At 70.4% G+C, this 12639-nt stretch carries 13 protein-coding genes; 7 read left to right on the forward strand and 6 right to left on the reverse strand.

Translation table 11 applies throughout. The features are described from left to right. Positions 1-43 precede the first annotated feature (43 nt). Positions 44-604: a polyhydroxyalkanoate synthesis repressor PhaR gene (phaR, locus tag DFP88_RS10355; RefSeq protein ID WP_110814409.1), complete on the forward strand. Its 561-nt coding sequence runs from the start codon at positions 44-46 to the stop codon at positions 602-604. A gap of 21 nt (positions 605-625) precedes the next feature. Here the strand turns inward: phaR and DFP88_RS10360 are convergent, their stop codons facing one another. From DFP88_RS10360 to DFP88_RS10370, 3 genes are read right to left on the reverse strand one after another with little or no spacing between them, the layout of a single operon-like run. Continuing rightward, positions 626-1321, reverse strand: a complete 696-nt coding sequence (locus DFP88_RS10360; RefSeq protein WP_110814410.1) for a CDP-alcohol phosphatidyltransferase family protein — start codon at positions 1319-1321, stop codon at positions 626-628. 47 nt (positions 1322-1368) lie between these two features. After that, a complete protein-coding gene (locus DFP88_RS10365; protein ID WP_110814411.1) occupies positions 1369-2283 on the reverse strand; it encodes a tyrosine recombinase XerC in 915 nt (304 codons plus the stop codon). Further along, complete coding sequence (locus DFP88_RS10370) at positions 2280-2969, reverse strand: DUF484 family protein (RefSeq protein ID WP_110814412.1); 690 nt, start codon at positions 2967-2969, stop codon at positions 2280-2282. The genes DFP88_RS10365 and DFP88_RS10370 overlap by 4 nt, the downstream gene beginning before the upstream one ends. A gap of 151 nt (positions 2970-3120) precedes the next feature. On the opposite strand from DFP88_RS10370, the gene DFP88_RS10375 reads away from it, so the two are divergent. Beyond that, positions 3121-4170: an ornithine cyclodeaminase gene (locus tag DFP88_RS10375; protein WP_110814413.1), complete on the forward strand. Its 1050-nt coding sequence runs from the start codon at positions 3121-3123 to the stop codon at positions 4168-4170. A gap of 21 nt (positions 4171-4191) precedes the next feature. On the opposite strand, the gene DFP88_RS10380 is transcribed toward DFP88_RS10375, so the two are convergent. After that, entirely contained in the window at positions 4192-4956 is a 765-nt protein-coding gene (locus DFP88_RS10380) for an SDR family NAD(P)-dependent oxidoreductase (RefSeq protein WP_110814414.1), read from the reverse strand. 217 nt (positions 4957-5173) lie between these two features. After that, the gene (fsa, locus tag DFP88_RS10385) at positions 5174-5827 is read right to left on the reverse strand and encodes a fructose-6-phosphate aldolase (protein ID WP_110814415.1); all 654 of its coding nucleotides are present in this window, start codon (positions 5825-5827) and stop codon (positions 5174-5176) included. A 223-nt stretch (positions 5828-6050) separates the two neighbouring features. On the opposite strand from fsa, the gene DFP88_RS10390 reads away from it, so the two are divergent. Next, complete coding sequence (locus DFP88_RS10390; RefSeq protein ID WP_110814416.1) at positions 6051-8276, forward strand: primosomal protein N'; 2226 nt, start codon at positions 6051-6053, stop codon at positions 8274-8276. Between the two features lie 148 nt (positions 8277-8424). Beyond that, complete coding sequence (locus DFP88_RS10395) at positions 8425-8640, forward strand: DUF1127 domain-containing protein (RefSeq protein ID WP_110814417.1); 216 nt, start codon at positions 8425-8427, stop codon at positions 8638-8640. A gap of 96 nt (positions 8641-8736) precedes the next feature. On the opposite strand, the gene DFP88_RS10400 is transcribed toward DFP88_RS10395, so the two are convergent. Continuing rightward, positions 8737-9603 (reverse strand): 50S ribosomal protein L11 methyltransferase, encoded by an 867-nt coding sequence (locus tag DFP88_RS10400; RefSeq protein WP_110814418.1) that lies wholly within the window; start codon positions 9601-9603, stop codon positions 8737-8739. 198 nt (positions 9604-9801) lie between these two features. Here DFP88_RS10400 and DFP88_RS10405 point away from each other — a divergent pair, with 198 nt between their 5' ends. The 3 genes from DFP88_RS10405 to ruvA all read left to right on the forward strand — a co-directional run bounded on the left by DFP88_RS10405 (position 9802) and on the right by ruvA (position 12593). Then, a complete protein-coding gene (locus DFP88_RS10405; protein ID WP_110814419.1) occupies positions 9802-11319 on the forward strand; it encodes an MHYT domain-containing protein in 1518 nt (505 codons plus the stop codon). A gap of 84 nt (positions 11320-11403) precedes the next feature. Continuing rightward, a complete protein-coding gene (gene ruvC, locus DFP88_RS10410; RefSeq protein WP_110814420.1) occupies positions 11404-11910 on the forward strand; it encodes a crossover junction endodeoxyribonuclease RuvC in 507 nt (168 codons plus the stop codon). Further along, positions 11907-12593 (forward strand): Holliday junction branch migration protein RuvA, encoded by a 687-nt coding sequence (ruvA, locus tag DFP88_RS10415; RefSeq protein WP_110814421.1) that lies wholly within the window; start codon positions 11907-11909, stop codon positions 12591-12593. The genes ruvC and ruvA overlap by 4 nt, the downstream gene beginning before the upstream one ends. The last annotated feature ends 46 nt before the right edge of the window (positions 12594-12639 follow it).

A 12639-nucleotide genomic window follows, 5' to 3' on the forward strand; every position in this document is an offset into this window, starting at 1 on the left:
AAGGCGAGGCCTAGGCTGGCGCCATCCGAGGGGGAAGATCGATATGACAGACGCCGCCGCACAGCCGCTCCTGATCAAGCGCTACGCCTCTCGCCGGCTCTACAACACCGAGACCAGCGATTACGTCACGCTCGAGGATATCGCGCGCTTCATCCGCGAGGGGCGCGAGGTGCGGGTGGTCGACCTCAAGTCGGGCGACGATCTGACCCGGCAGTACCTGCTGCAGATCATCGCCGAACACGAGGCGCGGGGAGACAGCGTCCTGCCGATCGACGTGCTGACCGACCTCGTGCGCGGATATACCGACCAGGCCGGCTCCGTCGTGCCGCAGTTCCTGGCCGCCAGCTTCGAGATGCTGCGTCAGGGTCAGACGCAGATGCTGGACCAGATGAGCCGGGGGCCGATGTCCGGCATGGCCGGCTTCGACGCGATCCGCGCCCAGCAGGAGGCCTTCTTCAAGGCGATGACCGGCGGGATGATGGCCTCTTCCGGCCCCGCGCCCAAGCCTGAGCCGCGCGAGGAGAAGGGCAGGGGCGATCTCGACGATATCCGCGAGCAGCTTTCCGCGCTGGCGCAGAAGCTTTCGGAAATGGAGCAGAAGTAGAGGCCGCCCGCGCGCAGGACCTTAGCCGTCGCGCCCGTGGATCAGCTGCTGCAGCGCGCCCGCGGCCAGCAGGTAGGCCGAGGTCAGCACCAGCCCCCAGTGCACGATGGCCGGCGCGGTGAAGGAGGTCCAGGCCGCCCAGCCCGCCAGCGCCGTCCAGACGAAGGCCACCGGAAGCGAGACCGCGCGCCAGCGCCGCGTGCGCACCGGGTGGATGAACTTCACCGGCAGGAACATCGCCACGGCGAGCACCGCCACCAGCGCCAGGATCACCCAGAAGTTCGGCGCGACCGAGAAGAGCACGATCACCACCATGTTCCAGCAGCCCGGAAAGCCGGAGAAGGAGTTGTCCTTGGTCTTCATCCGGGTATCGGCGAAGTAGAGCGCGCTGGTGTAGGTGATCACGATGATCGCAAGCCAGCCGGTCCAGCCGGGCAGCAGGCCAGAGGTGAACAGCGCATAGGCCGGGATGAAGACGTAGGTCAGGTAGTCGATGATCAGGTCGAGCAGGACGCCGTCGAAGATCGGGGCGTTGCGCTTGACGTCGTATTTCCGCGCCAGCGGCCCGTCGATGCCGTCCACCGCGAAGGCGACGACCAGCCAGACGAACATCATCGCCCAGTCCGCGCGCACCGCCTCGAGCATCGAGAGCATGGCGAAGACGGCGCCGGTGGCGGTCAGCAGGTGGACGAGAAGGGCTTTGTACGCGGCAGACATGGCCACCCTTGTCGCCCATCGCCGGGGCGGACGCAACGCAAAGCGGATCAGCCGCGCGGATGGGCCTTTTCGTAGACCTCCATCAGCCGCGCGGCATCGACGCCGGTATAGCCCTGCGTCGTCGAGAGCGAGGCATGGCCCAGCAGCTCCTGGATCGCGCGCAGATCGCCGCCCGCGCCCAGCAGATGCGTGGCGAAGCTGTGGCGCAGGGCGTGGGGCGTGGCGCTGGCCGGCAGGCCCAGCTGCATCCGCGCCTGCTCCATCGCCTTCTGCACGAGGCGCGGGCTCAGCGCGCCGCCGCGCGCGCCGCGAAACAGCGGCGCATCCCGCTCTATGGGGTAGGGGCAGATCGCGACATAGCTCTCGACGGCCTCGCGGGCGGCGGGCAGCACCGGCACCATCCGCTCCTTGCCGCCCTTGCCCCGGATCACCAGCGCCCGGCCCAGCGGCAGCGCCGCGCCGGTCAGTCCCAGCGCCTCGGAAATGCGCAGCCCGCAGCCGTACAGCAGCGTGACGACCGCGGTATCGCGCGCCGCGATCCAGGGCTCCGCCGCCTGCAGGCCAACACGGGTCAGCATCTCCGAGGCGGCATCCTCCGCCAGCGGGCGCGGCAGGCGCGGCGGGCTTTTCGGCGCGCGGGCGGCCAGAACGGCCGTCGGCTCGAACCCCTCGCGCTCGGCCAGCCAGCGGTAGAAGCCCTTCACCGCCGAGAGCGCCCGCGCCAGCGAGCGGGCGGCAAGGCCGCGCCCGCGCTCATGCGCCATCCAGGCGCGCATGTCGGCCACGGTGATCCGCGCCACCGCCGCAAGGCCCTGGCTCTCGCCATGGTGCCCCTGCATGAAGGCGAGAAACCCCAGCACATCGGCGCGATAGGCCTCGATCGTAGCCTCGGCGGCGCCGTCCAGCGCCCGCCTCTGGTCCAGCCAGCGCACCAGCGCATCTCTCAGCGCCGGCGAGATCACGCCAGCCAGCGCCGCATCGCCCGCTCGAAGGTGTCGGCGAAGAAGCCCAGAAGATCGGTGCCGTGCTGCGGCGAGAAGCGCTCCGCATCGGCGGCCCCCAGCGCCAGCATGCCCGGCAGCCGCCCGTGCCCCAGATCGAGGCGCAGGCAGGCCTCGGACTGCACCGTCTGGGCCGAAGCCTCGTAAAGCGCGCCGTCGGAGACGCGGCGCAGGGTCACCTGCCGGCCCTGCGGCAGGTAGGCTGCGACGAAACCCGCCGGCTTCATGCACATCGCCGGGTCCAGCCGCGCGGCGGCGGGATCCTCGGGATGCGCCGTCTCCAGCACCAGCCTTGCGGCATCGACGTTCAGGATGCCCGCCAGATCACCGCGCAGATTGGCGAGGAAGGCGGGAAAATCCTCAGGGTCCAGCAGCTTGAGGACGGCGCGGTGGATCTGGTTGGTGCCGGCGAGGTTGTCGTAGGCCGCCGCGATGACCGAGCGATGCGTGTCCTCCAGCCGGTCGAGCCGCGCCTCGAGCCGGGTCATCGCGGCGCCGCGCAGGTCGACTACGTTGCTGCCCTTCGAGGCGTCGCTCGCGTTCACCAGCGCGCGCATGATGTCCTGATCGTCCAGAAGCGCGCCGGGATCGGCGATGATGCGGTCGCGGATGCTCGGATCGATCGATGGGTCTGTGCTGCTGCTCATCTCGGCCTCGTTCTTTTGCCGCCACCCTAGCAGCCCGCGCTGCCCGGCGCTGCCCCCTTCGCATGGGCGGGCGGCCAACCGCGGCAGCCGCGCAACGTTGCCTGTCGCCGCCAAAGCTGCCTAGATCGCGTGAAGCAGACAGGAGAGAGCCATGCCCACGAGCCCCTCGGATCTGGCCTATGTGCCCTTCGTCAGCGTTGCCGACATGATGGCGCTGGTCCACGCGCGCGGCCTGCAGCGCGTCCTGAGCGAGCTGACCGATGCCATCGAGGCCGAGTTCCGCCGCTGGGAGGAGTACGACAAGACGCCCCGCGTCGCCGCCCACTCCCCCGGCGGCGTGATCGAGCTGATGCCCGTGGCCGACGACGAGAGCTACGCCTTCAAATACGTCAACGGCCACCCGCAGAACACGCGCCGCGGCTACCAGACCGTCACCGCCTTCGGCGTGCTCAGCCGCGTCGATACCGGCTACCCGATCCTGCTGAGCGAGATGACCGTGCTGACCGCCCTGCGCACCGCCGCGACCTCGGCCATGGCGGCGCGGGCGCTCGCCGCGCCGGACCCGCAGGTCATGGCGATGATCGGCAACGGCGCGCAATGCGAGTTCCAGGCCGAGGCCTTTCGCGGCGTCCTCGGCGTGACGCGGCTGCGGCTTTACGACATCGACGAGGCCGCGACGCGCAAGGCCTCGGCGAACCTCGCGGCGGCAGGATTCGAGGTCACCGCCTGCGCCTCGGCGCAGGAGGCCGTGACGGGCGCGCAGATCGTGACCACCTGCACCGCCGACAAGCAGTATGCCACGATCCTGACCGACAACATGGTCGGCGCCGGGATGCATCTGAACGCCATCGGCGGCGATTGCCCCGGCAAGACGGAGCTGCACCCCGATATCCTCGCCCGTGCCGCGACCTTCGTCGAATACCCGCCGCAGACCCGGATCGAGGGCGAGATCCAGCAGATGCCCGAGGATTACGCCGTGACCGAGCTCTGGCAGGTGCTGACCGGCGCGGCGCAGGGGCGGCAGGGTGCCGACCAGATCACGCTCTTCGACAGCGTCGGCTTCGCGATCGAGGATCTGGCGGCGTTGAAATACGTGCACCGCTGCGTGACCGAGGGTGCGCGCTCCGTCCCGCTCGACCTGCTGGCCGATCCGGACGATCCGCGCGACCTTTACGGCATGCTCCGGCGCGCCGCCCCGTAAGGCGCCGCGCCGGACCCGCCATCAGACGGAGCTGGCGCCGCCGCCGCCGTCGATGCGGTAATAGGCGCCGGTGATGAAGCTGGCCTTGTCGCTGGACAGGAACAGCATCAGGTCGGCGATCTCCTCGGGTTCGGCATAGCGGCCCAGCGGCACCGCGGCTTCGAACTGCTCGCGCGCCTTCTCCTCCTGGCCCTTCATCGCGTTGGTCTCGATCGAGCGCATCATCTGCGTGTCGACGCCCGAGGGGCAGACCGCGTTCACGCGGATGCCGTCACCCGCGACTTCCAGCGCGACGGACTTGTTGATGCCCAGCACCGCGTGCTTCGAGGCGACATAGGCACTCATGCCCGGCGCGCCCAGCAGCCCGCCGTTCGAGGCGGTGTTGACGATGGCGCCGCTGCCCTGCGTCTTCATCTGGGCGACGACATGCTTGAGGCCAAGGGCCACGCCCACCACGTTGATATCGAGGACCTTGCGGTAGTTCTCCGCCGTCTGCTCGGTGATCGGGGCGAAATCGCCGTTGATCCCGGCATTGTTGACGAAGACATCTATCCGGCCGAACTGCTCGACCGTCTTGGCGACCATGGCCTTGACGTCCTGCTCGTCCGTGACGTTCGCCGCGATCAAAAGCGCGCCATGCAGGTCGGCGGCGGCCTTCTCCAGCCCCTCCTGGCTCAGGTCCACCAGCGCCAGCTTCGCGCCCTGCGCCGCGAACTTGCGTGCCGCAGCGATACCGATGCCGCCGGCAGCGCCGGTGATCAGAACGACCTTGTCCTTGAAATCCATGATGGGCCTCCTTGTGAATCCTTGCCGGGCCAGGCCCCGGCGCCCCCGTTCGATCTATGGCGCGCGCGCGCGCCGCGCAAACAAGCGGCGGTTGACCTCACGCCGCGTCAGCGATTTCTGAACAGAAAAAAGGGCGCAGCCGATGCCGCGCCCCTTCATGTTTCTCGAAATACTCCGGGGGGTGCGGGGGGCTGGCCCCCCGCTGCCCGGCCCGGGATCAGAGGATCGTCTGACCGGTCTTCTTCCAGTCTTCGAGGAAGGCCTCGAGGCCCTTGTCGGTCAGCGCGTGCTTGACCATCGCCTGCAGCACCTTGGCCGGGGCGGTGACGACATCGGCGCCGATCTTCGCGCAATCCGAGATGTGGTTCGCGTTACGGATCGAGGCGGCAAGGATCTGCGTCTCGAAGCCGTAGTTGTCGTAGATCGTGCGGATGTCCTGGATCAGCTCGAGCCCGTCGAGGTTCAGGTCGTCCAGACGGCCGATGAAGGGCGAGATGAAGGTCGCGCCGGCCTTGGCCGCCAGCAGCGCCTGGTTGGCGCTGAAGCAGAGCGTGACGTTGACCATGCGGCCCTCGTCGGTCAGCACCTTGCAGGCGCGCAGGCCGTCCCAGGTCAGCGGCACCTTGACGGCGATGTTGTCGGCGATCTTGGCCAGCTCGCGGCCCTCTTTGATCATCGTCTCGGCGTCGAGCGCGACCGTCTCGGCAGAGACCGGGCCATCGGTGACCTTGCAGATCTCGGCGATGACTTCCTTGAAGTCGCGGCCCGACTTGGCGATCAGCGAGGGGTTGGTGGTGACGCCGTCGATCATGTTGAGGGAGGCGAGATCCTTGATCTCGTCGATCTCGGCGGTGTCGACAAAGAATTTCATGGCTGTGTCCTTTCCATCGGGACGCGGCGCAGGGCGCTCCCGGCCGGCTCAGGGCGCGCGGACCGCACCCTCTCGACGGGCATTTAGCGCATTATGCGGTGAATGGAACAGGGTGCTGGCATGCGACCGCGGTTTGCCGCGGGGATCGGCCCACCACGCCCCCCGGCCTTGAACCCGGCGGCGGCAGGCGGCATCTAGGGCCCCTGACGCGGGACGCGCCCCAATGCTCTTCTCCGACCCCCTTCCCCCCAACGAGACCGCCTTCGCGCAAGGCGATCTGGTGGCCGTGCAGACGACACAGCCGCTGGACCGGACGCTCGATTACCGCGCGCCCGAGGGCGGCTGCCGGACCGGCGATCTCGTTGAGGTGCCGCTGGGCCCGCGCCGGGTGCTGGGCTGCGTCTGGGGGCCGGGCCGCGGCGACTTCGACCTGTCGAAGATCCGCGCCGTCGCCCGCGTGCTGGACGAGGCGCCGCTCGATGCCGCGATGCGCGCCTTCCTGGAAAAAGCTTCTGCCTATACGCTCACGCCGATGCCGGTGATGCTGCGGCTCGCCACGCGCTGCCCCGACCTCGGCGCCGCGCCCGGAATGCGCCGCATCTATCGCCGCGGCCCTGGAGAGCCGGCGCGGATGACCGAGGCGCGGGGCCGCGTGCTCGACCTGATGGACGAGCTCGACGATGGCGGCGCCCCCGCGTTCACCCTGTCGGAGCTTGCGAGCCTCTCGGGCACCTCGACGGCGGTGGTGAAGGGCCTGCTGAAAGGCGGCGCCATCGCCGAGGAGGAGGCGCCGCGCGATCTGCCCTTCCCCGCGCTCGATCCGCAGCATCCGGGCAAGGCGCTGACCTCCGACCAGTCCGCTGGCGCCGAGGCGCTGCGCACCGCCCTGCGCTCGGGCCGCTACGGCACGACGCTGCTCAAGGGCGTGACCGGCTCGGGCAAGACCGAGGTCTATCTCGAGGCGGTGGCCGAGGCGCTGGCCCAGGGCCGGCAGGTGCTGGTGCTGCTGCCCGAGATCGCCCTGACCTCGGAGTTCATTTTCCGCGTCGAGGCGCGATTCGGCACCCGCCCGGCGGAATGGCATTCCGGCGTGACGCAGACCGAGCGGCGGCGCGTCTGGCGCATGGTGGGGCGGCATGAGGCGCAGATGGTCGTCGGCGCCCGTTCGGCCCTGTTCCTGCCCTTCAGCGATCTCGGCCTGATCGTCGTCGACGAGGAACACGACCAGTCCTACAAGCAGGAAGAGACGGTGCTCTACAACGCGCGCGACATGGCGGTGCTGCGCGCCTCCTTCTCGGGCGCGCAGGTGGTGCTGGCCTCGGCCACGCCGTCGCTCGAAAGCTGGGTCAACGTGCAGGCCGGCAAGTATGCCCGCATCGATCTGGCCAGCCGCTACGGCCCGGCGCGGATGCCGGCGATGAAGGCCGTCGACATGCGGGACGAGGACCTGCCCTCGGGGCGCTGGATCTCGCCCACGCTCGTGCAGGGCATAGCCGCGCGGCTCGAGCGCAAGGAACAGAGCCTGCTGTTCCTCAATCGCCGCGGCTATGCGCCGGTGACGTTGTGCCGCGCCTGCGGTCACCAGATCGCCTGCCCGCATTGCGACGCCCGCATGGTCGAGCATCGTTTTCGCGGCAGGCTGATGTGCCACCAGTGCGGCGAGACGCGGCCCATGCCGGTCGAATGCCCCAGTTGCGGGGTCGAGGGGAAGCTCGCCGCTGTCGGCCCGGGGGTCGAGCGCATGGCCGAAGAGGCGCAGGCGCTGTTCCCCGAGGCGCGGGTGACCGTGCTGTCCTCGGATCTCTTCTCCTCCGCCCGCGCGCTCAAGGCGCGGGTGGCCGAGATCGCGGCGGGCGCGGCGGATATCGTCATCGGCACGCAGCTCGTGGCCAAGGGCCACAACTTTCCGCTTCTCACGCTGGTCGGGGTGATCGATGCCGATCTCGGGTTGCAGGGCAGCGACCTGCGCGCCGCCGAGAAGACGTTCCAGATGATGCGGCAGGTGGCGGGCCGCGCCGGCCGGGCCGAGGCGCCGGGCGAGGCCCTGCTGCAGACCTTCCAGCCCGAACACCCGGTGATCCGCGCGATCCTCTCGGGTGACGAAGAGGGGTTCTGGGCAGCCGAGGCCGCGGCCCGGCGCGCGGCGGGCGTGCCGCCCTACGGGCGCATGGCCGGCCTCGTTCTGTCAGGCCCCGACGTGCAGGAGGTCTTCGATTTCGGCGCCGCGCTGGCCCGCGCCGATGGTCCGCTGCGGCGGATCGGGGCGCAGGTCTTCGGCCCCGCGCCGGCCCCCATCGCCCGCGTGCGGGGGCGCCACCGCGTGCGGCTGCTGGTCAAGGCAGAGCGCTCTGCCCCCTTGCAGGCGGCCCTTGCGGATTGGGTGGCGCAGGTGCGCCAGCCCGGCGCCGTGCGCCTGTCGATCGATATCGACCCCCAAAGCTTCCTCTAGCCGGGCTTTGTCTCGCCGCGATGCGGCGTCATGCGCGCCGTGCATGGCGCACATGCAGCATTGGATGTGGTGCGACTCGCGCGGCGGGCATAGCTGCGGCTTTACAAAACGCCCCGATATTCAGCATCCAGTTTCGAAAGCCGACCAAATGACCAGCATCTCCGCAACCAGCCACTCCGCCTCCAACACCACCGGCGGCATCATGCGCGGCCTGCGCATGCTCGCCTCCATCCTGGGCGACTGGAACGACGCCCGCGTCACCCGCCGCGCGCTGTCCCGCCTCTCCGCCCGCGAGCTCGACGATATCGGTCTGACCCGCTTCGACATCGAAGCCGTGGCGACCCGGAGCGGTCAGTTCCGCTAAAGCGCAGACATCGGGGGCACCGAGGTCAGCGGGCCGCGCCGGAAGGTGCGGCCCGCTTCGCGTTCGTCGCGCCCCGACCTCAGTCTTGCCCCGGCCTCAGTCGCGCGCCAGCGACAGCGTGGTCCATTCGCCGATCCGGTCCGCCTGCAGCAGGCTGAACCCGGCGGCGCGGTAGCTGGCGATCACTTCCTCGGCCTGCTCGTTCAGCAGCCCCGAGAGGATCACCCGCCCGCCCGGCGCCGCATGGCGCGCCATGTCGGGGGCCAGGGCGATCAGCGGCGCCATCAGGATATTGGCAAAGACCAGCTCGAAGGGCCCCTCGAGGCCCGGCGCGTCGAAGCCTGCCGCCTCGAAGAGCGGCACCGATCCGGCCATGTCGTTGGCGGCGAGGTTCACCTCGGCCACCTCGACGGCGGTCCGGTCGATATCGCCGGCAACGACCTCGGCCTGCGGCCAGAGGCGCTTGGCCGCCATGGCCAGAACGGCGGTGCCGCAGCCGATATCGGCTGCGCGCGAAGGCATCAGCCCCTCGTCCGCCATCCGGTCCAGCGCGCGCAGGCAGCCCAGCGTGGTGCCGTGATGGCCGGTGCCGAAGGCCATGGCCGCCTCGATCAGCAGGGCGATCCGCCCCTCGGGCACCTTGTCGGCATCATGGCTGCCGTAGACGAAGAACCGCCCCGCCTCGACCGGCGCCAGCTCGCGCCGGACCTTGGCGACCCAGTCGACGTCCGGCACCTCGGAGACGACGAAGTCCTTCGCCCCGGCCGAGGCCGCCAGCAGCGCCAGCGCCACGGCATCGGGCGCCTCGTCGAAATAGCCCGTCACCTCGAAGAGGCCCGAGCCGTCCTCGACCTCGAAGGCGCCGGTGCCGTAGGGCTCGGGTTCCAGATCCTCGAGCGCCTCGGCCAGCGCCTCGGCGGGGGCGAGGCCGGGCAGGGTGGTGATCGCGGTATAGACGGGCATGGCGGCTCTCCTTTGCCTGCCCTCTAGCCATGCGGCCGCGGCAGGGCAATGCGCGCGCAGGCTAGAGGCGCCTGAGGCCGGCGTGTCGCCGGGGCCGCCCATCCCAATCAGGACCAGACCGAGCCGCAGCTTCGACATAGTTAACGCCGAAGAAAGGGGATCAACCGATCCGCCGCGAGGTGCGCCGCCATCACTGCGTTGATCTCAACCCTGCCCGGGCAGCACGATCCGCTTCTGATCGGCCTTGCCGGCCTGCTCTGCCTTCTCGGCTTCTGGGCCACGGCGCGCCTGTTTCGCCGCTGCCGCTACGGCGCGGGCGGCGATGCGCTGCGCTGGTCGCTGCTGACCGGGCTGACGGCGGGCGCGACCTTCTGGTGCGGGCATTTCCTCGCGCTCATGGCCTATAGCCCCGGCGTGCCGGTGCGGCTCGACCCGGTGCTGACGGCGATGTCGCTGGTCGTCGCGGTGCTGGGCGCCTGTGCCGGCGTGCTCTTCGCGGTCAAGCTGCGCGCCCCCTACGGCGCCATCCTGGGCGGCACCATCATCGGGCTGGCCATTGCCGAGATGCATTACGCGGGCCTTCTTGGCTACCGAGTGCAGGGCGTGGTGACATGGCATTCGGGCGTCATCGCGGCGCATGTCTTCCTCGCCGTCGCGCTCTCGGTTCTCGCGCTGGTGCAGGCCAGCCGGGCGGAGCGGCGGGGCACGCCATGGATGATCGGCGGCTTCACCCTCGCTGTGCTGGGGCTGCATTTCGTCGGGATGTCCGGCTACTCGATCCTGCCTTTCGACATGTCGGGCGATTACGTCGATGCGCGGTCGTTCCGGACGATGGCCCTGGCAATGGCCGGGATCGCCATGCTGATTCTCCTCGGCGGGATGCTCAGCTACGGCATGCTGGACCGCGTGGGGCGCCGGAACACCGGCACGCTTCTCGACGCGCTCGAGAAGGCGGAACGCGCGAACCGCGACAAGTCCGAATTCGTCCTGCTTCTGGCGCAGGAGCTGAGGACCACGCTGTCCATCGTGTCGGGCTATGCGCGCCTGCTCTCCAGCACCGCCGGGCGCGGCATGCGCGAGCCTGCCGCCTCGGACGAGCGGGCGCGCGCGCTGGGCGAGAAGATCGGCGCCGAGGCGCGGCAGCTGCTGACCCTGCTCGAGGAGGTCGTGGCCTACGTCGGCGCCGAGGCCGGCGAGACCGCGCTGAGCCGCACCTCCTTCTCGGTCCGGGACATGCTGCAGGAGGCCGCCGGGCAAGCATGCCCGCTGGGCCCGCCAGGCACTGTCACCCTGTCGGTGGAATGCGAGGAGATCACCGCCTATGCCGATCGCGCCCTGCTCCTGCAGGCCGTGGTGACCCTGCTGCAGGGCGCGCTCCTGCAGGGGGAGGCCCGGCGCATCGCGATCCGCGGCCGGGTCGCGAAGGAAGGCTTCCGCATCGAGGTCGAGGACGGGGCCACCAGCGTCTCGGAATGCGAGCGCGCGCGTCAGGCGGGCGCCGCGCAGGAGCACCAGCCGCAGGGCGGCGGGCAGAGCGGGCTGACGCTGGTCATCTGCCGCACGCTGGCGGCGGCGCAGGGCGGGCATCTGACGCTGCTCAGGGGCGAGGCGGGCGGATCGGTGGTCCGCCTGGCGATGCCCGAAGAGGCCATCGTCCGGCTTCCGGCCGTGCAGGTTCCCAGCAGCCGCGCGCCCGGCCTGCGCCTCGCGGGGTAAGGCTGGCGGCGGCGCGACACCGCCCTTCCCCCGTGTTCGCTTTTTGTGCTAGCCTGCCTGCAAAACAAGGAACTGGGGCAGAAAATGCGGGTACTCGGGATCGATCCCGGTTTGCGCAGCATGGGCTGGGGCGTCATCGAGGCGGATGGGCCACGGCTGCGGCATGTCGCCAACGGCCAGTGCCGGTCCGAGGGGACCGATCTGGCCGAGCGGCTGCTGTCGCTGGCCGCGCAGCTGCGCGCGGTTGTCGCGGCGCATGCCCCCGATGCCGCCGCGGTCGAGCAGGTCTTCGTCAACCGTGACGGCGCCGGCACGCTGAAGCTGGGGCAGGCGCGCGGCATCGCCATGCTGATCCCGGCCGAGGCCGGGCTGGCCGTGGGCGAGTATTCCCCTTCCGCGATCAAGAAAGCCGTCGTCGGCACCGGCGGGGCGGCGAAGGCGCAGGTGGCGCATATGGTCTCAATCCTGTTGCCCGGCGCCGTGCCAGCCGGCCCCGATGCCGCCGATGCGCTGGCGATCGCCATCTGCCATGCGCATCACAGGCGCGCGGGGCAGGGGCTGGCCGCGGCGCTGGCGCGGGCGGCGTCATGATCGGGCGGCTGGCCGGGCGGCTGGAATACCGCGCCGCCGATCACGTGCTGATCGACGTGCGCGGTGTGGGCTATGTCGTCTACGTCTCGGACCGGGTGCTGGCGCAGCTTCCCGGCGCGGGCGAGGCGGTCGCGCTTTATACCGAGCTTCTGGTGCGCGAGGACATCCTGCAGCTCTTCGGCTTTCCGACGCTGGTCGAGAAGGAGTGGCACCGCCTTCTGACCACGGTGCAGGGGGTCGGGGCCAAGGCCTCTCTCGCGATCCTCGGGGCGCTGGGGCCGGATGCGCTGGGCCGGGCCGTTGCGCTGGGCGACTGGTCCGCCGTCGCCAAGGCCAAGGGCGTGGGGCCGAAGACCGCGCAGCGCGTCGTGAACGAGCTCAAGGACAAGGCGCCCTCGGTGATGGCCATGGCGGCCACGGCCCCCGCTATGCCCGCGCCCGAGGAGGACGCCCTGATCGACGAGGGCGATGCCCCCTCTGCCCCCGCCAGCCCCGCGCCGCGCCGCGCCGCGGCCAGGGGCAATGCCGCCGCCCAGTCAGAGGCGCTCTCGGCGCTGTCGAACCTCGGTTACGCGCCCTCCGATGCCGCCGGCGCCGTGGCCGAGGCGGCGGGCGCCGCGCCGCAGGCCGATACGCCGACCCTGATCCGCGCCGCGCTGCGCCTTCTGGCCCCGAAGGAGTGAGCGCCGGTAACCTCCTGTCCACCCCCGGCACCTATGGCTTTGGCCG

This window comes from Pseudoroseicyclus aestuarii (genome assembly GCF_003217255.1).
Classification (GTDB): Bacteria; Pseudomonadota; Alphaproteobacteria; order Rhodobacterales; family Rhodobacteraceae; genus Pseudoroseicyclus; species Pseudoroseicyclus aestuarii.